Here is a 23386-nt window from a genome sequence, read left to right as displayed (position 1 = left end):
AGGTAGAATAATAGTAAACATAGAATATATTAATAATTAAAATGTTTACGAGGTGAAGGTGATGGCAATAAAACAAGACGAAATTAAAGTAGTAGTCGGAGCAGGGGTGTTTAATAATAATCCTGGATGGATACAAACACAAGAAAATGAACTTAATTTACTAGATAAAGCTACGTGGGAAGAAAGATTTGAATACAATTCTATTTCAGCTATCTTAGCTGAGCATGTATGGGAACACCTTACGTTTGAAGAAGGTGTAAGAGCTGCTGAAATTTGCTATGAATTTTTAAAGCAAGAGGGGCATATTCGGTGCGGTGTTCCTGATGCATTTTTCCGAGATGAGGCGTACCAAAAGATAGTTCAAATAGGTGGACCTGGCCCAAAAGATCACCCAGCAGCAAGTCATAAAATTGTCCATACCTATAAAACACTAACGAAAATGTTTGAAACTGCTGGATTTGAGGTAGTTTTACTTGAATATTGTGATGAAAATGGTCAGTTTTATTATAATGAATGGGATGCAAACGACGGTGTTATTTTCCGTTCGAAAAGGTATGATTCTAGAAATAAAGGTGATAAACTTGGTTTTCCATCGTTAATTGTTGATGCGATTAAACGATAAGTTTTTCAAGTAAGTAGATTTAGTATAATAATTTCATGAGTCATAGCATTTCTTTATATGCTGTAATTCTATGTTCGATGAAAATGAGAACGCAACATAAGGGGAATTCCTTAAAGTTACATAATATGAATTAAATTGAGCATAAGAAATATAATACTAATTATAAAATTGGCAGAAAGTAGTCTTTCTGCTTTTTATTTTGCAAAGGGGATGAATATACTATGCAACCTATAAAACAAGTGGCATTAACATGTATTACTCATGATCCAACAGGGAGCTTATTATTTGCAATAAAAGAATTAAAAGAGGAATTGTCAAACTTAAATTATGATGAGAAATATATAACAATTAGTAATGTAACACCAAAAGAGATTGTAAAAGAACTAGAGGAAAGTAACTTCTATATAAATATAGTAGAAAAATTAGGTGTAGGGAATGCACGTAGGGATTCTTTAAAGTTTGTTAGTAACTATGATTATGATTACTATCACTATTGTGACTTTGATCGTTTGCTAACTTGGATTAAAGAATATCCAGCTGAACTTAATTCCTTCATTCAGAATATAGTAGATGTAGATTACTTAATCATTGGCAGAACAGAAAAAGCTTTTCAGACACATCCTGAAGAATGGCAAGTTACAGAATCAGTATCAAATAAAATTATGTCATTACAATTAGAGAAACAAGTAGATATTACAGCTGGTTCATGTGCGTTATCAAAACGAGCAATGGATTACATAATAAAATATTCTAAATGCAGAATGACTGATGGAGAATGGCCGATGATTATAAATACTTTTACAGATTTTAATATTGGTTACATTGCAGTAGAAGGTTTAAAATACGTGAACAAGCTTAACCAAGATAATCTAGTTGATCCGATAAAAGCATGGTCAACTAGATTAGAGCTCTCATATATAATAAGTCAATCCATTTTGGAGCTAACAAAAACCTTTTAAATTAATGGGGTGTAATAGTGATTTCTTTTTTAATTGAAATCATGTAAAATAAAATAAAGAACGTACATTCGCTTTTGCGAAAAGGGGGTTAATTAATAATGTTAGCAGTAATAGAGAAACAAGGTAATGAATATGTAGTGCAATTTGAGCGTTATTTTTCATATTCAATAGAAGAGGTTTGGTCTGTTTTAACAGAAAACAGTAAGCTGAAAAAATGGATGTCTAATTTACAAATCGAAAGCCTTAAAACAGGTGGAATAATCAAGTTTGATATGATGGACGGTTCATTTATAAATATCGATATTTTAGAGTGTCAAGTAAACGCAGTGCTTGAATTTACTTGGGATAAAGACTGTGTACGATTTGAAATACATAAAGAGGAAAATGGTACTCTTTTACTTCTTAAAGAATACATTCATGAGTTAACAGATCATACTCCGAAAGATATAGCGGGTTGGCATATTTGTTTAGATCTTTTTTCCTCCGTACTAGAAGGGGAAGAAAAAGAATTTTCTAAAGATGAATGGCAACAGTGGTTTGAAATATATAAAGATAAGGTTCTTGAATTAAGAGCGTAATCAACTTAAAGGTTATATTCATTGTGTAATTATTATATTGCAAATATGATTTTAATGAGAAATAAGAATAGAGGTTAATATGAAGGTAAACCAATTAATTGCTAATAACATAAACAAATTAGATACAGTCATTCCATTTAATAAGTCTTTTGGAATCGCTGGTTTATCAGGGTCAGGTAAAACAACTTTTTGTCAAACAATTGGTGAAGAATCAAAAAAACGATTAGTTTCTTTATTACCAAAGGCTGAATATCAATATTTATTTCCTAATATCATGGAAACGAATTTTAGTGCTATTAAGATGGAGGATATGCCTTTAGTACTTTTTCTAGGGAAATCATCAATTTCTTCTAATCCACGTTCAACGCTAGGTACTCATACTGGTGTTTTCACTGAAATTCGCGAAAAACTTGCTGACGTATTTCATCTTTCCCCTGAGGTTTTTTCATTTAATAACCAGTTAGGTTGGTGTTCTGGTTGTAAAGGCCGAGGTACTAATAAAAATATTGAGTGTAAAAAATGTAAGGGAAAACGTTATAGTGAAGAAATTGAACAACATACTATAGATTTATTTGCTAAACCACATACCATTTCAAATATTAATGATTTAAGTGTTGAGTCTATTCTTTCGCTAGCGGAAGTGTTAAATATTAGTGAAGCAAAGCAACATATATTACAAAACATAATAAATATGAACATTGGTTATTTAACATTAAATCGAATAATGGGTACGTTGTCAGGTGGAGAGTTAACACGACTATATTTAGCTGAATTCATGGCAGTAAGTGAAAATGCTGTAATTATTATTGATGAGATTTCAGTTGGACTTGATCATGGAACATTATTACAAATATTAGAAGAGATCAAGAAATTAGGGTGTAAAAATCAAATTTGGCTTATAGATCATTCAGATACAGTACTGGATACAACAGATGAGCAATTGTTCTTTGGACCTGGTAGCGGAAAATATGGTGGACAAATTGTGAAAGAATCACCAAGACCAAAATCAATACTGTGCGATCTAAATAAAGAAGTACCAACAGAATATTATACATTCCAAGAATTATATTGCCGTAATATCCAAATGGTGGAGTTTCAGATTCCTAAAAATAGGCTTGTAACAGTTACAGGAGAATCTGGTTGTGGGAAATCTACTCTTGTCAATGAATGTTTAGCTACAGATTTCTTGAAACGATATCCAAAAGATAAACTAGTTATGGTAGGGCAAGATCGAAATCAATCCATTACAAGTCGATCAACTGTAGCAACTTTTCTAGATATTAAAAAGAAACTAACAAAGTATAGTGAAGAAATTGATGATATTTTTGAGCGTTCGATTGAAGATATTATTGACGAACTTCCAAATGAAGATATTGCGTATAAACGCTTGAGCCTACTAATTAAATTAGGGCTTGGCTATTTAACATTAGAACAAAAAACACAAACATTATCAACAGGTGAGTTTCAATGTGTTCATTTAGTTTCTGAATTATTTGCAAACACTAGAAATCCACACACATTATTTATTTTTGATGAGCCTTCAAAAGGTTTATCACAAAATATTTTAAATCAATTTATAGATAGTGTTAGAGGGATATTGCAAGATGAATCAGTCTCGATCATTATGATTGAACATAATAGTTACATGCTAGAAAGCTCGGATTATATTGTAGATTTTGGGAAAAGACAGCTTGAAGCTATCAATCATCTTGAAGTAGTAAGTCATGATGATTATTATCGTCAAAAAAGCAGTCTGAATAATGTTGAGCAAATACATATTTCTTCAGCACTTAAGCATAAAGAAGGCGTTCACTATTTAGAAGAAAATCATATTAACTATTTTAAAAATGCCGAAAATGTTTATAAGGGTGGTATTTTAAAAAGTTTATCTTCAATGGCGCGTTTAATTTATGGTGAATATGAATCTGATACAATTGCACCGGTTATTGCTATTGATTTTGAGAGGCATTTATATAGTCAATATAGTTTTTTATATGAGGTTGGTGGACTAATTAATCATATTGTAGCTGCTCATCCAACTAATAAAGATACGAGAAGTTTTGATTTCTATTCACAGGACAACCATTGTCCATCTTGCTCTGGACGTCTTCAAATTGAAGTTTTCGATAAAGATATTACAATTCAAAATAAAAACGTTCCATTTTGGGATGGTTTATTCGATCCGGAAATCATGAAAGTATTAAAATTTTATCAATATGAAAAAATAGAATTTCTATTTGATGAAATTAAACATGAGCTTGGTCAAGATTTGTCAAAGAGCTATAATGAAATGTCCGAAGAAGAAAAGCATACGTTTTGGTACGGGTATTTTGAAAAATCATTTTATGATAAAAAAGGAAAGACACGCAGAACATGGGTAGGTTTTAATACGATTATTGGTGGATATATTGTTATTTCAAAAGCACCTATTAAAGAAGAAATTAAGACTTCTAAAGAAATGGTGACATGTCCAATTTGTGAAGGGACGGTTTTAAATCATCATAAACCACTTAAATTTGGCAACTCAGATATTCGTGAAATTATCAATCAGCCAGTTGATGAAGTGTTGAAAATAGTCGGTGATTTACCTGCACTTCATAAATTGAAGGATATAGTTGGTGGCGATATGAGATTGACAGAAGATGTTTCTTTATTGCCAAGAAAAGTACAAGTTGCATTGAAAATGTTTGAATTAGAACAGGCAAGCTTTTCAAACTATGAAATAGTGTTACAAAATGTCTTACCATTCTGGGATAAAATAAAAGGAAATATCGAATTCATTAGTGGTAATAATCAAGTAACTGTTTGTGATTTCCCTAATGTTTATGAAACGAGAGAAAACATGATAGATAAGTATTTCACAAATGGTAAATATAAAAAACTTACGTATGTATACGAAGCATTTGGATATAAAAAGTTAGTTACCCAAATTAATAAAATTAAAAAAGGTTATCCATGTCCATTCTGTAAAGGAAAGAAAGTTATAACGGAAGATAATTTGCATGATGGTGTCTTTAAATTAACAATTCCATGTGTAACTTGTAATGCAAGTGGTATTAATGACGAAGGACTAAAAAAAGTTGTTGAGGGTGTGGATGTAAAAACATGGTTAACTGGAAAAGTTAGTGATGTTGTGGATAAGAGCTTATTAACAGAGGCTGTTGAGCAAATACCAATTTTTAATCGTATTCGTGAATTGGATAAACGAGATATGATAGCGGTTTATGAATGTCTTGAGCGTAATCAGTAAAGTTTTATTAGCTTATGTGTTATTAACATAACTTATATAAAATGTATATTCTTTATAATATATATTAACGCAGTATGATTAATACAAGGTAATGAAAGAAGATTCAATTTCTTAATGTTAAAATTAAGGAATTGGATCTTTTATTATTTTTATGTTCCGCATACAATGTTTTTTACTAAGAAAAGAATTATGGAAAGGGAAAGGAGGAGAGATGGGAAACTAAAAAGAATAAACAGGTGATATATTATGTAATTATTATATTATAAAATAGATGAATAAGCATAAAAATAGTTCTTAGGTTATATTGTTGTTCTTATTAATCTTTTTGTTTTATTGTCTGATTTTTTAAATTTAACAGAAATATATACTTGAATGAAGTATATATTTCTGTTAAATTTATCCTATGGATAGAACAAGCTTAATTAAAGGTCATTTAGAAATGTGTGTATTATCTATTTTGTCGAAAAAGAAAAGTTATGGCTATGAGATTATGAAAGAGCTAGAAGTACATAATTTAAAGTTGAAAGGAGTAGGAAGCATTTATCCAATTCTAACTAAGTTGAAAAATCAAGAGTGGGTTAACACTTACCAAGAAGTAACAGACAGTGGTAAAGTTAGAATTTATTATGAACTTAATGAAAACGGTAAAATACGTCTTGAGAAGAAAATTAATGAGTGGTTAGAATTGCAATCGGATATTCAAACATTACTAAAAAGCGGTTTGAAAGGAGACCTTCTGAAATGAGGAATAAATTGATAGGTAAAGAAAAGCAATTTTTAACAGACGTACTTAAGGAATTAAAGCAATACCATATTAGTCTAGAAGAAAGGGAAAATATTAAGCGACAAATATTAGAACATATTCAAGAGTGTCGTGAACATGGAGAAGATAGTATAGATGATTTAGGTACACCTGAATTATTTGTTCAAGATTTTTTAGAAATAAATGAAATTGATTCACAAGTTAAAATGAAACAACTTCAAAATGAAAAGGGCAAATTCAACACATTTATGTTACGTGGCATATTCATCGCAATTATTACTTACCTCAGCTCGCAAATTATATTTTCAATATTTTTAACTGAATCATTTAATCAAAATAATAGTAAAAGTGCATTTCAGTATAATCTTTTATATCGAATATCAGAGAATCAATGGTGGAACGCATTATTAATAATGACTAGTTTGACGCTCTCTGTAGTAGTATTTATTAGCTTAGTAAGTTATAAAAAAAGAAAGCATCTAAAGTATAATGAAGAATACAATCTATAAACTGTCTCTAATTTTTGTTCTTTTTAATGTATTAATATTATGTATCACACCTCCCAAAGTTTATGCTCAGCAAAATATTAAAGTTACATTAGATAAGTATATTGAAAAATTTATAAAAGAGCAGAACATTCCGGGAGCTTCTGTTGCAATTGTACATAATAGAGATGTATTCTTCACAAAAACGATGGGGGTTACTGGAGAATCTGGAAAAAAGGTAACTAGTAAAACACCATTTGCAATCGGCTCTATAAGTAAATCTTTAACAGCTTTAGCTATAGTGAAATTAATAGAAGATAAAAAAATAAAATTAGAGGATCCAGTTCAACGATATCTCCCTTGGTTTAAACTAAAGAATCCTCAAATATCCTCAACTATAACAATCCAACATCTACTAACTCATACAAGCGGAATCAGCACATATGAAGGCTTAGCATTATCAGATAAGCAGTCCAAAAGTTCTACAGCATTAAAAGAAAATGTAATGGAGCTTTCAAATGTAAAAGTAACTGCTCCACCAGGTGAAAAATATCAATATAGTAATGCGAATTATATTATTTTAGGTGCACTTATTGAAGAAGTCACAAATGAAACATATTCATCATATATGCAAAAGTATATTTTTCAGCCGTTAAATATGAATGGCGCGGCAGCAAGTAAAGAAATTGCATATGAAAAAGGCTATTTAACAGGTTATCAGTCGTGGTTTGGCATACCAAGAAAAAGTGTAGTGTCCTATGATAATGCCGGGGCACCATATGGTTATATTACCGCGAATTTGGAAGATATGATTCAATTCATTATGTTTTTGAATCGCCAAGAAAATCCTCAATTTTTAAAGCAAGAAAACATGGATCTTTATCTTTCACCACTTTATCAAACAAATTCAGAAAAAAGTTATGGTTTTGGATTAAGAACAACAAATATAAATGAAAGCGAAACGATGATTTGGCATTCAGGATCAACGCCCGATGCTCGTGCAGAAATATTTACTTTAAATAAAAGTGGCTGGAGTGGTGTGATTTTAACAAATAAAAATCATGTATTAGAAGAAACCGCACTATCAGAATTGAAAAAGGGGATTATTAGTATTTTGAATGGAGAAGAACCGGTTGATATCCCTAAAAATATACCATTAACACAAATTATTATGTTGATAGTTACACTCATACTTTTCGTAATATCAATTATGTTAATTAAAAAGTATAAACATATGAAAACTGTAAAAAAGGTAAGTTGGTTATCTATAGGGGGTCTATCGCTACTATTATCTATTACATTCATCCCACTACTTACTTATAGTACAAGTTCACCATGGCGGACGATTAAAATATTTGCGCCAGACGTAGCTTTAGTTACAAGTATTATTGTAACTTTATTAGCTGTGAACGGATTAATATCAATTCTTATAGCCGTAAGAAGGAAAAAAGTATAAGGGGAAATAATTAAAGAAATATAATTCAAGTGTTATAAACGGTTGACTCTCACACAATGTCATTGTTTAAGATAAAATTGAGCTTCGAAGTAGATGTAATTTATAGGAGGAAATCATGTTTAAAATAGGAGACTTTTCAAAACTATCTTCCATTAGTATACGTGTGTTGAGACACTACGATAAAGTGGAATTATTACAACCAGTAAAAGTCGATGAACAAAGTGGTTATCGATAATATGCAGCAGCACAGCTAAAGAAAGTAAATCAAATTCAAACATTAAAAGATATGGGATTTAATATTGCAACTATTAAAGAAATAGTTGCAAGTGAAAATATGGAAGTAATAAAATCGCAATTTGAAAATCGGAGTGCTCAAATAAAAGATGAAATGGATGGCCTCCAAAAACAATTACGTCTTCTTGAAGCCTCAATGAAATCGATGAGAGAGGATGTAGTTGAGATGAACTATCATGTTTCAATAAAAGAAATTCCAGAAAGAAATGTAGCTAGTGTTAGAAAGATTATTCCATCTTATAATCGCGAAGAGGATTTATGGGGTATATTAACGCAAGAAATACAAATGAAAAATATTAGTATTGCCCATCCGAGTTATAGTATTGCGGTTTTCCATGATCGTGAATACAAAGAAAATGATGTAGATATAGAAATACAGCTAAGTATTCTAGGGAAGCACGAAAATACAAAAGACGTTACATTTAAAAATGTGGAATCAGCTAATGTAGCTTCTATAACAGTTAATGGAAGTTATGAACAGATGACAGCTGTAAATGAAGCTGCGGCAAAATGGATTGAGACAGAAGGTTACGAATTAGCAGGCCCAATGTTTAATATTTATCATGTGAGCCCCGCGATGGAATCGGATCCTAATAAGTGGGTTACAGAAGTTTGTTATCTAGTAAAATGATGATAAAGAAAAAGGCATTATGATATGCCTTTTTTCTTTATAAATTTATCCGTAATTAAAATTAACCAATCATATATAATTATCTTTCCTTCTATTATAGTTTTCTTATCGGACTATATAGTGCAATAAAAACTTCAACTAGCTTCGTGAAAGCAGCTAAAGCAAATACAAACACTGGATTATAAGCTGAAATAATGCCTCCTACTAATGCCCCGAGTGGCATAGCTAATCGTGTAAGTACACGTGAAAATCCTAAAACTCTCCCTTGCATATTTGATGGAACTGTTTCCTGGCGAACCGTGGCTACAATTGTATTCCATGCAATATTGCAAGTCATTGCAATACCGAAAGCAATTCCGGGAGCCAGCCAATATGTGCTCCAAAGTGCAAAAGTTAAGCCAATTGCTCCAACAAATAGGAGTAAAGGAATTAGAATGCCGCGCTGCAACCTCTTTTCTAAAGGAACTGCAATAAAGCTTCCTAAAAGACCACCTATTCCAATTAATGAATAATTAACCCCACTTTGTTCTGGGGTAAGTTGTAATGTGGATAGTAAATAATACATGAATATACCTAAAACTGCACTTGCTCCAAAGTTTCCTATCATAGCTTGAAAAGATAAAGCTAAATTTAAGTGGTCATTTTTGAGCCATTTAAATCCATTAACCAAATCAGATAGTATATTTTGAAGTGTATTTTTATCTTCGCATTTCTTGTTTACGGTTTTCATAGACGGTAATAATATCACAGCAACTAATGTTGCAATAAATGAAAGAACATTAATCCAAAGCAACTGAAAGCCGCCAATAAAAGAAATGAAGACCCCAGCTATCATTGGACCAAATAAACTAGCCAATTGATTGACCATTTGATAGAAAGAATTGGCCTTCGTTAAGGATGCTTCAGCAATTTGCGGAATGACTGTAACAGTTGTTACATCAAAAAGCATGGACATAACTGCTAACATAAAAGTAATTATGTATAAATGCCAAATTTCTAATAGATGTAATGAATGTAGTATTGGAACAAGACTTACTAAAATAATATTAGTAATATCCGCTACCAAAAGTAACTTTTTTCGATCATAACGATCAATTATTACACCAACTAAAGGACCAAATAAAACGATTGGCAATACGTTAATAGCAAATAAAGAACTCATAATGACAGCTGAACCGGTTAATTGATAGGCAATCCAAGGTAATGCAAAAGTATACAATGAGTCCCCAATTCGTGAAATGAGTAAACCAAAAATAAAAATCTTATATTCTTTAGAAAAAGTTGTCTTTACGGTAAGGCTACGTTCTTGTAAAGGTTTCACACTGTTTATACCACCTTTATGATAGAGGAATTTGAAAATCATCCGTCCAATACTTGTTATATATATAATTCTATAATTTTTTGGTGAATCCTACTTTTTGCATGTATTTTAAGGAGGAAATAAAAATGAGGGCAGTATTTTTAGATAGAGATGGAACAATTGGAGGGACAGGAGGGGGAATACATCCAAATGAATTTATGTTATTTGATTTTGTACCTAATGCAATTCAACGTTTAAATAAACTAGGACTAAAGGTGTTTTTATATACAAATCAAACTAGAATTGGTCGAGGATATTTTACTGAAAAAGAACTGCTTAAAGGATTTCAAAAGATACAACTAATTTTAAAAGAAGATGATGCTTATATAGATGGAATGTACTATTGTCCCCATAAAGTGAATAGTAGTTGTGACTGCCAAAAACCGAATATAGGATTACTTTTAAAAGCAGCGAAAGAACATGATCTATGTTTAAAAGACTGTTTTCTTATTGGAGATACAGGGAGTACGGATATGATTGTAGCTGAAAGGGCGAACATGAAAAAGATTTTGGTACGAACAGGATGGGGAGAAAGCTCGTTAACAAAGTATAGAAATTCGTGGATAGAAACGGCGCCTAATTATATAGCAGAAAATATACTTGATGCTGTATGTTGGATTGAAGATAATTTAAAGACATAATAAAATTATAGTAAACTGTTTTGTGGGATAGTTAATTTAGGAGGGAACATATTGATACATATAGATAAGAATGTACGAACATCTGGTGCATATGTAATGTATAAGAATTTATTAGTTTTTCAAGTTGGACCAACGAGTAAAGGGGATACATTAGGTGTAGTAAGACTTGGAGGACATAAAGAAGCGGATGAAACAGCAGTAGAAACTGCTAAAAGAGAAGTGAAAGAAGAAGCTTCTATTGATATTACTATATTGAATTCACCAACTACATATTATAAAGAGTATTGGAATGCACAATCAAAGAAAATAAAAGTAGAAAATGAAGTCAATCCAATATTAATTATTGATAGCCCAGATGAAAGTTTACCGATCAAGTATGTTGCCTATTCAAAGATGCTACCTAAACCATCTTCTGAAACAAATGGACTACTGTTACTTTCATTAAATGATATTGAATTAATTTGCACGGGGAAAATAACATTAAATGATTATATCAATCAAGGCGGGAATGCTATTTTAAAAGAAAAAATGAATAAAAATTTAGTCTTACAACCTTTTCCACAACTATTATTTTTAGCAGAACTTTTAAAAGAAGATCCTATATTACTATATCACTTTCTAAATTAATAATAGCCTCCTTTATACTAGTTAATACAAGGAGGCATTCAATTTTTAATAATTAATGATAGGTGTACCCTCCATCAGGAAACAATACATTGCCTGTAGTAAAACTATTTTGCATTAAATATAGAACAGTATGTGCAATTTCATTATTATGCCCAGGCCTTTTTACAAGAGAAAGAGATTTATAAGCTTCATAAGCAGTTAGTCTATTTTCGTTTTGTTCGTGTTCCCTCCGTATCGTTCCAGGAGAAACAACATTAACTCGAATTGGAGCTAATTCAACAGCTAAAGCTTTCCCTAAACTTTCAATAGCACCATTACAAGCTCCATATGCAGGTGCCCCTTTAAGTGGCCGTTGACTAAATGCACCGGACATTAACACGATCGATCCAGAGTTTGAAAGAAAAGGAATTGCATATTTTACGGCATAATATTGTGGCCAAAACTTTCCAATGAAGCTGCTTTCAGCAATATCATTTGTAGCGGTTATTGGTCCAAGTGTGTAAGAAGCTCCTGGTGTGAACAAATGATCAAAATTCCCAACCTTTTTGAAAAAATCTTGTAATTGGTTTGTATCCTGATTATCGAGTACAAAAGTTTGAAGATGCTTGTTATTTATTACTTCTTGAGCAACCATTAATTTTTCTTTCGAACGCCCTGCAATAATAACATGTGCTCCTTGTTCAATTGCTTGTTCTGCTGTTGCAAATCCAATACCAGAACTCCCACCAATGATAACGATACGGCTACCTTTTAATGTAGTTATAGACATATTTAAGCCACTCCCTTAATAAAAACTTTAAAATAAAATTATTATGCCTTTTATTATTCGCTAAAAGATAGCAAATGAAAAAGTACGCACTTTATATGTACATAGTCACAAATTTCGTACTAATCGCTATTCGTGTGGATCAGTAATATGAAAAATTGCTAAATATGTTTTATGATATCTGAGGAGAGGTGAGAAAATGGATTTACAAGAACCGAAGTTAAAAGGAGTAATAGCAACATTACAAATAATCGGTGGAAAATGGAAGCCACCTATTTTATTTATTTTGCTAACAGATGGAACGAAACGATTTGGTGAATTAAAGCGATTAATACCCGATATATCTCAGGGGACATTAGCGAAGCAATTACGTGAATTAGAGCAAGATCAACTAATAAAACGTGAAATTTATCAAGAAATACCACCTAAAGTAGAATATAGCTTAACTGAACATGGAAAAACAGTTAGTACAGTTTTGGATAGTATGTGCAGTTGGGGAAGAGCGCATTTAGAATATATCGATAAAGATAAACTATAAAATTATTATGTAAACTTAATGTAGTGTGAAGTGAAATATTGTTTTAATAATTTTTATTTTATAATATATAATTAAATAGTGTTACAGGTTATTATACATATTTAATTCGTTTTTACAAAGGGGGGTATAAGGTGAATGAATTAGAGTACAAAAGCTTTTATGATAAAGTAGGAAGAGTAAATGGATGGGATTTTAGTAAAATAAAATGTGAAACTGTAGGAGATACATGGGATTTTTATGGAGAAGTGAAAGAAAGATGTAAACTATCAGACACTTTACTTGATGTTGGTACAGGTGGAGGGGAAAATGTACTTAACATAGCATCTTCAGCTAAATTGCTAATTGGAATTGATAATTCTAATGGCATGATTGAAACGGCACATTCCAATTTAAAAAAATCAGGTGTACAAAATGTTGAGTTTTTTTAAATGAATTCTGAAGCGTTAACGTTTCCGCTTGCCCATTTTGATATCGCTTCTAGTTGTCACGCACCATTTATAGCATCTGAATTAGCAAAAGTAATGAAACAAGGTGCTTTTTTCTTAACACAACAAGTAAGCAAACATGATAAATTAAATCTTAAGGAAGCATTTGGGCGAGGACAATGCTTAGGTGAAAGAGATGGCACATTAAAAGAAAAGTATATGAGTGAACTTATTAGTGCAGGATTTGAACTCGTGCAAGTACGTGAATATGATGTGACTGATTATTACAGAACGCCTGAAGATCTTATTTTCTTATTAAAACATACGCCTATTATTCCTAATTTTGGAGAAGAGGAAGAGGATTTTAATATTTTGCAAAAGTTCATTAAAGCTAATAGTTCTGAAAAAGGTATTCGTACGAATTCAAAAAGATTTATGATTATTGCTGTAAAATCATAATATGTTTTGTTGTAAAAGCTGCTCTTTGTTTAAGAAAAGGCAGCTTTTTTGTATGGAAACAATGCAGGATAAACTTAAATATTCATACTAAAGTTGTAGTTTTCATTTGAAAAATCCATCCTTCTGTTTGATTTTATCTATTTATAAGTGTAATACAATACAAATAGATAATAAGAAGCAAGGGGGTATGCAATGTGATTACACATATATCAGATATAAAACTACAAACGGTTTCTATAGAAGGGGTAAAACAAGTTTATAAGGACATATTATCTTTTCCAATAAAAAAAGAAACGGCATCATTTATTCAATTTAAAGTAACACCTTACACAACAATTAGTTTTCAAGAAGTGTATGAGCCAATCGCTCCAGCACATTTCGCCTTTGAAATTTCATATTCAAAATTTCATGAAACAGCAAAATGGCTTGAAAAGTCTGGGTTACTTATTGTGAAATGGAAAGATGGAAATACAATTGGTGAGGAGAACGAGCTATTCAATTTATACTTTAAAGACGGAGATGGAAATCTACTCGAAATTATCGCACATAGTTATGTTAAGGAGGATGTATTAGTACCGCAGTCACCTTTAAACATTTTATATGTAAGGGAAATTGGTCTTCCTGTTAAAAGTGTACCTGTATTTACGGAATGGTTGAAATTAAATCTCGATATGAAAACGATGGAAGATGGAGATATTTTCAACTTTGTAGTTGGCGGCACTGCATATATCGTCGCAACTTGGTGGCAGCGACCTTGGATCCCAATTGCGATGAAAGCTTTACCACCGAAAGTACATGTTTCTTTTGGAACACCAGACGTCGCATTTTTACAGCGAATCCAAAATAACTTTAAGAAAAATAGTGTACTATTTGAATGTAAACGTAATGAAGTATCATTTATTGAGCAAGGATATACATTTTCAATTGTGCATACATCAGAGTTTCATTCTGATATTCCTAAACAATTAAACTTACCGCTTTCTATTTAATGATGGAAAGCGGTAAGTTTTTTTATATTTTCGTGGAGAAGGGTTTCAGCATAATTACACTGAATTTATAGAGGAGTATAATGTATTAGCTTAATTTATAGTAAGGAGAGAAATGAATTGAATCTAGGAAATCCGATAGCAAAAGGGAACACAGCGGAAATTTATCTATATGATAATAAGATTATGAAATTATTTAAAGATTACCTCCCAAATACAGAGTCTATGAATGAAGCAAAAAAACAAAAATATGCTTATTCATGCGGGCTGCCAGTTCCAAACGTATTTGAAGTGACAAAGATACAAAATAGACAGGCAATTATTATGGAATACGTAAAAGGGGACAGTATTGGTGATCTCCTACTTAATAATCTAAATGAGGCAGAGTATTATATAAATATTTGTGTGAATGAACAAAAAAAGATTCATGCTATACATGTGAATACAGATGAAATGGAAGCAATGGGGGAAAGGCTAGAGCGTCAAATTAAATCTGTACATAAATTGGATGAAAAACAAAAGGAAAGTATATTGAATAAGTTACATTCAATCAAATTTGATCCTAGATTATGCCATGGCGATTTCCATCCATTTAATCTAATTTTAAGTGAAAAGAATGTAAGTATTATAGACTGGATAGATGCTAGTTCAGGTGACATTCGCGCAGATTTGTTTCGGACATACTTGTTGTACTCACAATCTTCGGTAGAATTAGCTGAAAAGTATTTGCATATTTATTGCAGAAATACTGGATTATCGAGAGATGAGATTTTTCAATGGGCACCTATTATTATTGCGGCTAGAATATCTGAAAATGTAACTGCTACAAACATTGAATATTTAAATGATTTGGTAGCGCAGTATTGTAATTAAAGAAAAGCTCTTCCTAAATTCATTTTTTATTATATCCGTTCTAACAATGCAAATGGATGAGTAAGGTTATTGAGATTTGTAATTGGGTATTACATTTGTAAAGAAGGAGTCCATTTTATGAAAACTGGTGAACCAATTTCAATGCATACTGAATTTGAGCAAGTTGCTCCAGCACTACAGCTTTTGAAACTATATAAGCGTTTCGGAGAATTTATTGCAGTTAATCATATTGATTTAGTTGTGCCAAGAGGATCTTTTTACGGAGTTGTTGGGCCTAATGGAGCAGGGAAAACTACATCTTTATCGATGGCCGTTGGTTTGTTACGACCAGATAGTGGGAGCGCAAAAGTTTTTGGAATTGATGTTTGGGGTAATCCAAAACAAGCTAAAACATTGATTGGGGTATTACCAGATGGGTTAGCTTTACCGGAAAGACTTACTGGTCGCGAATTATTAACATATATGGGATTATTAAGAGGAATGAGTGCTAAGGAAGTTGCTCAGCGGACAGAAGAATTACTTACAATATTAGAGTTAAATAATACTGAGGGGACTTTAGTTATTAATTATTCTACTGGTATGCGCAAGAAAATTGGCCTTGCACTTGCACTTCTTCATGCGCCGAAATTACTCGTTCTCGACGAACCGTTTGAGGCGGTAGACCCTATTTCTGCAGCTACTATCAAAAAGATTTTACAGAAATTTGTTAGTTCGGGTGGTTCTGTAGTATTTTCAAGTCACGTCATGGCGTTAGTTGAACAACTTTGTGATCACGTTGCAATTATTTCAAAAGGTAGAGTGGTTTCTTCAGGAACAATGGGAGAGGTTTGCGGTGAAGAAACCCTCGAAGACATTTTCGTTCAGTTAGTAGGGATTCCTGCTGTTAAAGGAGAGGAACTGTCTTGGTTAGTGTTTTGATTCGAATGAAGTTATCTATCCTTAAAAATTCAATGAATAGTGGTAAAGCAGTTCTTTTCATTGTTACAGGAATAATTGGCTTATTAATTGCAATTGGAACCATGCTGCTTTTTTCTTTTTATCCTACGGAACAGAACGTTTCACAAAGTATTCTATACATTACATTTGCTCTGTGGACAGTAGGGTGGGTTTTGGGTCCAATTATCGCTGGGGGAGATGGAATATTACGTTCTGAATATTTCGTGTTGCTTCCATTTACTTCTTATAAACTTGCTAGGGCGTTACTTGTTGTAGCTTTTATAGGATTAGGACCAATCGTTAGTTTAATAGCCTTCATAGGACTATTCATTTACGCAGCTAGGGTTAGCTTATCTGCAACTATAGTTGCAATTCCAGCAATTATTTTACAGTTAATATTTGTAGTATTGTTATCAAAAGTAGTAGTTAGTATTATTGGTGAGACGTTGAAATCAAGGATTGGAATGGAAGTGGGAGCAATGCTCTTTGGTTTCATTATAGCGTTTCTAAATGTGGGCTGGTATGTACTTCCTACTATTAATAAGATGACACTTAGTGATTCAACTTTACTTTACATGTTTCCGTCTAGTTGGGCGATACTCGCTGTAGAGTATGCAATTCAATCCAATTGGTTATTAGTTCTTGTTTTTTTAATTGTTCTAACAATACTATGTGGATTGCTGTTTTTTATATGGGCTACATTATTAATGAAAAGTACAGAAACTAAGAAAATCGAAGGAAGGATTACTACTAATAAACATAGAAAAGCTTTACGTTTCTTTTCAGAAACGAAAATTGGAGCAACAATTACGAAAGAATTAAAAAGTTGGAGAAGAGATCCACAACGTGGCCGTTTCCTCCGAATGGGTATTTGGATAGGGGTATTTTATGGTATTTTAGTTACAAGCGCTAATATATCGTACTTAATGCCTTGGGCAGGGATAATTATGATTGTATTCACAAGTATGTTTTCCTGTAATATATATGGTTTTGATGGGAGTGCATTATGGTTAACTTTGACGACACCTGACGCAGAACGAATTGATGTGCGTGGTCGTCAATTTGCATGGTTGATAGCAGTTGGTCCAATTGCAATTTTAGCAACAATTATTTTCACAATTTCTAGCGGGCTTACTTTCATTTATCCTTGGGTATTTACAGTAATACCAGCATTACTTGGTGGAGCAGCAGGTCTAATTATGTTATTTTCTGTATTTAACGTAGTACCGATAACTGATCCTCATCGCCGCGGGAGAGGATCAGTTATCTCAGGTGATGATATGAATGCGAGTAAAATGTTTATAACAACGTGGTTAATGATGGTGATGGTAATGGCAACAACTATACCCGCTTTGTTAGTTGTATGGCTTGGGACATTACTACATGTACAGTTCTTACAATGGCTAGGTGTGTTGACTGGCATTTGTACAGGAATGTTTTTTACTTGGTGGTTTGGGCGAATTGCTTACTTAAAAATTGAAAAAAGTGGATCTGAATTGCTATTTGAAATGAAGAATGGCATGAAAACATTGCGTGATGATAACAAAAAGAAAGGTAACAGAAAAGCGGTTGAATTACCTAAGAAAAAACTAGCTATTGTTGTTCTTTTAGTATTTATGGGTATCTTTTTTTTGATACATCAAAGTGTAGTCCCGTTAATTTTTGAGATATTTAGTATAGATGATAAAGTTCGTCTTTTCTTTCTACCGCGCTATGTTCCACATATTGTTCGTATTCCTATAATCATCCTATTTGCTATATTAGGTATAGCATCTTTGTATAAAGCAATTTTAATTAAGAAAAAACATGGAAAGGAACATCGATTTATAAAAGACGAAATGTAGAATACCATTTAAAATAATTTGGTAATTATAGGATGTTGTTCAACTATCATTACCATGTAGTTGAACAACACTTCTGTTAAATATTAATGAGAGAACGATTAGTTTCGATCTTCATCCTATAAAGGTTCATTATCCGTACTTGTTCCTCAGTTAATTCTTCTTTATCCCAATACATATGCATTAAGCTATATTCAAAAATCTCCTTTAATTTAATAAATATAGGCAACTGGTCTATCATCTTTTTAGGCAGTTCCTTTTCCTCTTGATATCCGTCAAATATTGCTTTTGTAATAGAACGCTCATAGTCTGTTATATTCCCATTTCCAGGAAATGAATATTCTATCGCACTATAAATAGGAACTGCTAAATCAAATATGTAAAAATGTTTTTCACAGTCTTGAAAATCAATCATTGTTAAGTTTGAATTGTTTTCAACTAAAATATTTTCTAACCATAAATCTCCGTGAATTAAGCCGTAATTTGAAGTGGATTTTTGTAGCACTTTTATAGAATTTAAAACTTCAGATGCAATTTCCCTAATAGTAGTTTCTTCTTTAGGAATATACTTAACGAAATTATATTCCTCATTCTCATACCAGTCGTTAATATATTTAACCGGTTTAGCTTTTTCAAAGATTTTAGATATACGATGCAATTTTCCGATTTGTTGACCAAGTCTTTTAAATATAGTAGAATTCCATTCGCAGCTTGGTAAATGTATACCAGGAGCAGCTTTATATAATACTGTAAAAAGCTCCTTGTCTAATGTTAATTTTTCTACACGATTCCCTTGTAAAGAAGGGAGTATTGGTGGAACATCTAAACCGTTTTCGTATAAAAAATTCGTATATGTAACTTCTTCTAATTGTTCTTCATATGTTTTGTAGTTTGTAATTCTAATGAAGTATATTCTTTGATCTGTGAGACATTCATACATCTCATTTGTTATTGGTTTAATGTTAATAAAATTCAGCGGATATTGTTCATTTATGAATTGAAGTATTTCTTTTTCTAGTTTGTTCATTGTAACGTCCTTTCTAAACTTTTATTTTTGAAATCCTTTAAAATGAAATATGATGTAAATCGACCTTTAATAATTAGTTAGGTCTTACCAGCATACGAATGAACACTAAATTGAAAAATGAATAGAAGGTATGTCAAAATAAGATAGATAAAAATATAAAATTAATACACATATATAGATTTTACAGAATGGTTCATGTTATAAAACACAAGAAATATCAAAAGAATGAAACGCACTTCTCTTATACTTTTTATAAGGAGTGAAGGAAATGAATGAACATATACAGCCGATGATTGATTGGATTGAGCGCAATTTGAAAAAGGGATTTTCATTAGATGAATTATCTCGTTATATGGGGTATTCTCCTTATTATTGCTCTTTTAAATTTCATCAAGTAACGGGTTTCAGTATTAGACGTTATATTCTTCTTAGAAGATTATATTTATCTACAGAAGATTTAAAGAATGGTAGGAAAATAATTGAGATCGCATTGGATTACGATTACTCTTCCCAAGAAGCTTATAGTAGAGCTTTCAAAAATGTTTTTGGAATGAATCCAAGAGAATACCAACTTAGCAAAATGCCTATTCAATCATTTGTTAAACTAAATTTAAATAAAGAAGGGGCGTTTAATATGAATATTTCTAGAAAATTAGAGGTTGAACAGTTACGAAATAGGAAGAGTGAGCTATTTGATAAAGAAGTACTTAACATATTAAATGGTCAAGTTATGTATGAAGAATTTAAAAACGAAAAGTTAATGGGTGATTCTGATTATGCACCATTTAATGAGGCGATGTGTGTGAACCCCGCTACTACAAAAGTTTTTGATGACGATTTTATTAAAACAAGAGCGGAAGGACACAACAGTTCCGTAGAAAGTTATACAAAAAAGGTTATAGATCCGTTAGAAAAACTTTTTACGAAAAAGTATAAATGTATTGTCTTATGGTTTGGTGAAGATATGTTTTGCCAAATGAATCTACTTACAATACTTTCATATCTTGAACAGTCTTATTATGAAGGGAAAGTATATTTAAATAGCTTCAGAGAGGATGAATTTAAAGTAAATCAAATTGAACTTGAATTAGGAAATTATTCTTCGGTATACAATGAAGTATTAGTAAATCATAAAAAGACTTTCTATAAGGTACCACCTGTAATGTATCAGACTATAGATCTATATTTAGAAATGCTAAAAGAAGATAATGCTGTAATGAAATTTATCTCTAAAAATAAAGATTTATCAACTCAAGAATTATTAACGAAATTGTTTCATCTTTTTCCTACAATCGGATATGGAGATACTCAGTACATAGAGCTGATTAATAAAATAAAGAAGAAAACTACACCTAAAATATAGGTGTAGTTTTCTTCTTATAATTGCTCAAGTAATTCTAATTCTTTTTCTACAAATGCCATTAATTCTTTAATTGTTTCGCCAGAAAAATCAAAACGAATTCCAGCTGCTTCATACACTCCTTTTATAGATTGCGAGCTTCCTAGTGATAATGCCTTTTTATAATTTTCTAGTGCTTGCTTTGGATCCTCTTTATATTGTTTATACATTTGTAATGCACCAAGTTGGGCGATCGCATATTCAATATAATAAAATGGTACTTCAAAGATATGGAGTACAGGTAACCAACTCGTTGCTATCCAGTTTTCGTAGCCATCAATATGTATGACGCTAGACTGATAATGTTTTTGAAGTTGTAAGTATTTTTCATTTCTTTCTTCAGAAGTATGACTTGGATTTTCATACAGCCAGTGTTGAAATTGATCGACAATAAGCATAACAGGTAAATATGAAATAACATCTTTAAAGAAGTTAATTTTTGCTTGTTTTAAATCTTTTTTGTCTGTATAGAAGGTATCCCAATAATTAAGCGAGAATAACTCCATTGTCATACTGGCTAGTTCAGCTGTTTCAGCTGGAATTTCTATATACTGTCGTATTTCTAATAGTTTTATGAGTTCGTTATGAATACTATGACCCATTTCATGTATAAAAGTGATAATATCATCTTGTGTATAATTTAAGTTCATAAAAATAAATGATAATTGTGAAGCTGGTAAGTACTCACAAAAGCCTCCAGATGCTTTTCCTTTGCGGCTTGTTAAATCAAGACAGTTATGTTTATACATTTGGTTTAAAAGTGCTGAAAATTCAACATCTAGTTTATTAAAGATATGAGTGCTCTTTTCCATTAAATCATTTTCATTTGCAATTGGTTTAAGTACTTTTTGATCTGGAGTTACAGCTGATACATCCCACGGGCGAAGCGTATCCACTTGCAGTTTCTCTTTTTTTTCTAGTAATATTTTATCTTTAAGAGGCACAACATACTTACGTATGGATTCAGCTAGTTCATAGCAATCTTTCGCTGAATAATCAAAACGCTCGTATTTTTTGAACATATAATCGCGATAATTCTCTAGTTGAATATTTTTTGCTTTTTGATGACGAATTTCAATTAATTGATTTAATATGTTTTGAAGTTCTTTTTCAACAGATAAAAATTGTTCAGAAATAATGGTTTTTGCCTTTTTACGGGTGTCACGATTCGAATCTTGTAAATAGGATTGTAATTCTGTTATCGTTTTTTCTTCTCCGTCCCAAATTCCAATTAATCCTCCAGTAATTTCAAAGTACTCTGTGACTAATTTGTCTTCTTGTATTTCTAATTTGATATTTTCCTCACAAAATAACTTTTGAGCATTTTTTATTTTTGCATTCAATAAACCATATACGTTAGAATCTAATTCCATTCGAAATGGTGACTCTAAATATTTATTATCCAATAAATTTTGGTACCGCTTTAAAAGTGGCTTTACAAATTGTTGATCATGTTCAAAAGTATCTTTTATTTCTTCATCATCCGTATTACATTGAAAGGCGATATAATGTGATTTTAATTGTTCTTCGATTTCCCAAATCACTTTTGACTGCTCTTTTAACCAATTTTCAAGGTCTAGTTTTGAAGAAATCATTTTATTTAATAAAGTCGAAAGCGTTTTTTCCAATTGTAGTACATTACTAATATCAATTGTATTTACATGTTGCATTATACATCCCTCACTTCTTATTTATTCATGAAGATATTCTATTTATTAATTGTAATTTCCTTTTTAAGAGGAGAAAATGTGAAATAATGTTAAAATTTGAAATTATAGAAGGTATTTATATGTGAAAGTAAAAGTTTATCGTAAATGAAAATTTACGGAGGGAAGTGCAATGAAAAGAGGAAAGAAGTTGATTGTATTTTTATTTTCAATTGCTTTATTGTGTGCTTGTGAGTCTGAAATGGAAGAATCCAAAAGTGAAGATTCTATAGTTATGGATATTGCTACAGCGACAGTCAAGGAGGAATCTTTTTTTAGTGCTGCTATATGGGATGAAAAGGAAAGAATAGTAAATTTAGAGATTGCTGATAGCGAAGATGCTAACGAAATAAAAAAAGAAATTAATAAAAGATTGCAAATTCAAGGCATTATGTCTTATAAAGTAAATATATCTCAAAGAAACAAGGAGATTGTAAATGCAGAACATAGATGGGAGTTAGTTTTTGGACAGATATTTGATGACGTATTCAGAAAAAATGGATATGAAGGGTTTGGGATTCAGCAAATAAATTATAAAAAGAATCAACCTGTTGCTATTGATATAAAAACTAAGATTAGCAATGATGAAGTAAGGACGAGAGAACTTGGGCAGAAAATAGAAAAAGAGATTGAAGGTGTACTTAAAACAGAAGCAGTAAAGAAATGGATTGAAAATGATTCATATGCTATTGGGATTTACGATATAGATAATCGAAAAATTAACTAATTGAGGAATGAATGCTATATGGATGAAAAATCGATGT

Annotated in this window: 20 protein-coding genes and 2 pseudogenes; 18 read left to right on the top strand and 4 right to left on the bottom strand. The window is 31.4% G+C overall.

From position 1 onward, the window contains the following. The first annotated feature begins 61 nt into the window (after nt 1-61). From MR083_RS01750 to MR083_RS01715, 8 genes and pseudogenes are all read left to right on the top strand, one after another. Nucleotides 62-622 (top strand): class I SAM-dependent methyltransferase, encoded by a 561-nt coding sequence (locus MR083_RS01750; RefSeq protein WP_242268337.1) that lies wholly within the window; start codon nt 62-64, stop codon nt 620-622. Nucleotides 623-843: 221 nt separating this feature from the next. Beyond that, nucleotides 844-1581: a hypothetical protein gene (locus MR083_RS01745; RefSeq protein ID WP_242268335.1), complete on the top strand. Its 738-nt coding sequence runs from the start codon at nt 844-846 to the stop codon at nt 1579-1581. Nucleotides 1582-1679: 98 nt separating this feature from the next. Next, nucleotides 1680-2159, top strand: a complete 480-nt coding sequence (locus MR083_RS01740; protein WP_242268333.1) for an SRPBCC family protein — start codon at nt 1680-1682, stop codon at nt 2157-2159. A gap of 79 nt (nt 2160-2238) precedes the next feature. Then, nucleotides 2239-5409: an ATP-binding cassette domain-containing protein gene (locus MR083_RS01735; RefSeq protein ID WP_242268331.1), complete on the top strand. Its 3171-nt coding sequence runs from the start codon at nt 2239-2241 to the stop codon at nt 5407-5409. 403 nt (nt 5410-5812) lie between these two features. Further along, the gene (locus MR083_RS01730) at nt 5813-6154 is read left to right on the top strand and encodes a PadR family transcriptional regulator (RefSeq protein ID WP_014893703.1); all 342 of its coding nucleotides are present in this window, start codon (nt 5813-5815) and stop codon (nt 6152-6154) included. Next, on the top strand, nt 6151-6681 hold the full coding sequence (locus MR083_RS01725; RefSeq protein WP_242268329.1) for a DUF1129 domain-containing protein: 531 nt from the start codon (nt 6151-6153) through the stop codon (nt 6679-6681). Before MR083_RS01730 ends, MR083_RS01725 begins: the two co-directional genes overlap by 4 nt. Continuing rightward, entirely contained in the window at nt 6662-8113 is a 1452-nt protein-coding gene (locus MR083_RS01720; RefSeq protein ID WP_242268327.1) for a serine hydrolase domain-containing protein, read from the top strand. The genes MR083_RS01725 and MR083_RS01720 overlap by 20 nt, the downstream gene beginning before the upstream one ends. A gap of 115 nt (nt 8114-8228) precedes the next feature. Beyond that, nucleotides 8229-9038: pseudogene (locus MR083_RS01715) on the top strand (MerR family transcriptional regulator). A gap of 94 nt (nt 9039-9132) precedes the next feature. Here MR083_RS01715 and MR083_RS01710 read toward each other — a convergent pair. Then, a complete protein-coding gene (locus MR083_RS01710; protein ID WP_000803569.1) occupies nt 9133-10359 on the bottom strand; it encodes an MFS transporter in 1227 nt (408 codons plus the stop codon). Nucleotides 10360-10484: 125 nt separating this feature from the next. On the opposite strand from MR083_RS01710, the gene MR083_RS01705 reads away from it, so the two are divergent. Together MR083_RS01705 and MR083_RS01700 are read left to right on the top strand one after the other, a co-directional pair. After that, entirely contained in the window at nt 10485-11039 is a 555-nt protein-coding gene (locus MR083_RS01705; RefSeq protein WP_242268325.1) for a D-glycero-alpha-D-manno-heptose-1,7-bisphosphate 7-phosphatase, read from the top strand. A 51-nt stretch (nt 11040-11090) separates the two neighbouring features. Next, a complete protein-coding gene (locus tag MR083_RS01700; protein ID WP_242268323.1) occupies nt 11091-11666 on the top strand; it encodes an NUDIX hydrolase in 576 nt (191 codons plus the stop codon). A gap of 52 nt (nt 11667-11718) precedes the next feature. On the opposite strand, the gene MR083_RS01695 is transcribed toward MR083_RS01700, so the two are convergent. Next, nucleotides 11719-12435, bottom strand: coding sequence for an SDR family oxidoreductase (locus MR083_RS01695; RefSeq protein WP_242268321.1), 717 nt, complete (start codon nt 12433-12435; stop codon nt 11719-11721). Nucleotides 12436-12631: 196 nt separating this feature from the next. Here MR083_RS01695 and MR083_RS01690 point away from each other — a divergent pair, with 196 nt between their 5' ends. The 6 genes and pseudogenes from MR083_RS01690 (at nt 12632) to MR083_RS01665 (ending at nt 18493) form a co-directional block, all read left to right on the top strand. Next, entirely contained in the window at nt 12632-12970 is a 339-nt protein-coding gene (locus MR083_RS01690; protein WP_242268319.1) for a winged helix-turn-helix transcriptional regulator, read from the top strand. Between the two features lie 131 nt (nt 12971-13101). Further along, nucleotides 13102-13854, top strand: a pseudogene (locus tag MR083_RS01685) (class I SAM-dependent methyltransferase). 194 nt (nt 13855-14048) lie between these two features. Next, entirely contained in the window at nt 14049-14843 is a 795-nt protein-coding gene (locus MR083_RS01680; RefSeq protein ID WP_000627940.1) for a VOC family protein, read from the top strand. Between the two features lie 117 nt (nt 14844-14960). Continuing rightward, nucleotides 14961-15713: an aminoglycoside phosphotransferase family protein gene (locus tag MR083_RS01675; protein ID WP_242268317.1), complete on the top strand. Its 753-nt coding sequence runs from the start codon at nt 14961-14963 to the stop codon at nt 15711-15713. 117 nt (nt 15714-15830) lie between these two features. Further along, a complete protein-coding gene (locus MR083_RS01670) occupies nt 15831-16631 on the top strand; it encodes an ABC transporter ATP-binding protein (protein ID WP_000847755.1) in 801 nt (266 codons plus the stop codon). Beyond that, complete coding sequence (locus MR083_RS01665) at nt 16616-18493, top strand: hypothetical protein (protein ID WP_242268315.1); 1878 nt, start codon at nt 16616-16618, stop codon at nt 18491-18493. Before MR083_RS01670 ends, MR083_RS01665 begins: the two co-directional genes overlap by 16 nt. Nucleotides 18494-18569: 76 nt before the next feature. Here MR083_RS01665 and MR083_RS01660 read toward each other — a convergent pair whose 3' ends face one another. Continuing rightward, nucleotides 18570-19517 carry a phosphotransferase enzyme family protein gene (locus tag MR083_RS01660; protein ID WP_242268313.1) on the bottom strand — a complete coding sequence of 316 codons (948 nt, stop codon included), beginning with the start codon at nt 19515-19517 and terminating at the stop codon, nt 18570-18572. Nucleotides 19518-19785: 268 nt separating this feature from the next. Between MR083_RS01660 and MR083_RS01655 the strand changes: the two genes are divergently transcribed. After that, nucleotides 19786-20880 (top strand): helix-turn-helix domain-containing protein, encoded by a 1095-nt coding sequence (locus tag MR083_RS01655; RefSeq protein ID WP_001002085.1) that lies wholly within the window; start codon nt 19786-19788, stop codon nt 20878-20880. 14 nt (nt 20881-20894) lie between these two features. On the opposite strand, the gene MR083_RS01650 is transcribed toward MR083_RS01655, so the two are convergent. Then, entirely contained in the window at nt 20895-22586 is a 1692-nt protein-coding gene (locus tag MR083_RS01650) for a M3 family oligoendopeptidase (protein WP_242268312.1), read from the bottom strand. A 169-nt stretch (nt 22587-22755) separates the two neighbouring features. Here MR083_RS01650 and MR083_RS01645 point away from each other — a divergent pair, with 169 nt between their 5' ends. Next, on the top strand, nt 22756-23349 hold the full coding sequence (locus tag MR083_RS01645; protein WP_242268309.1) for a DUF4030 domain-containing protein: 594 nt from the start codon (nt 22756-22758) through the stop codon (nt 23347-23349). Nucleotides 23350-23386: the final 37 nt, after the last annotated feature.

This window comes from Bacillus cereus group sp. BfR-BA-01408 (genome assembly GCF_022663305.1).
GTDB classification, from domain to species: domain Bacteria; phylum Bacillota; class Bacilli; order Bacillales; family Bacillaceae_G; genus Bacillus_A; species Bacillus_A pacificus.
Note: the sequence above shows the minus strand (reverse complement) of the source record. Positions and strands in the feature narration are given on the sequence as shown.